Source organism: Marinobacterium sedimentorum, from assembly GCF_024267675.1.
Taxonomy (GTDB): Bacteria; Pseudomonadota; Gammaproteobacteria; order Pseudomonadales; family Balneatricaceae; genus Marinobacterium_A; species Marinobacterium_A sedimentorum.
In genome coordinates this window covers 1-222 of sequence record NZ_JALDYX010000178.1, presented here as the reverse complement: position 1 = coordinate 222, position 222 = coordinate 1, and the positions used below count along the sequence as shown (strand labels likewise).

The window sequence follows — 222 nt, the reverse complement described above, 5'->3', positions numbered from 1 at the left end:
AGAGATTTGAGGGATACCGTACTTCTCCATGATGAATTGAGCTTGTGTGCCTTTACCAGCACCTGGAGCACCTAAAAGAATGATGCGCATGATTTGTCCTCTTATACTTAAAAAGATTTTATACCGAAGCTCACAGCGAAAGGCTTCACCTTAGTGGCTGCTTTACGATAAGTTTCGGTATAAAGATGAATTCTGAATGTATAAACATTGCTCAACAAAGAT

Annotated in this window: 1 protein-coding gene; it reads right to left on the bottom strand. The window is 39.2% G+C overall.

All coding sequences use genetic code 11. From position 1 onward, the window contains the following. The coding region (locus MRS74_RS23755; protein WP_254582746.1) for an AAA family ATPase at positions 1–90 on the bottom strand (90 nt) is incomplete at its 3' end. Positions 91–222 lie beyond the last annotated feature (132 nt).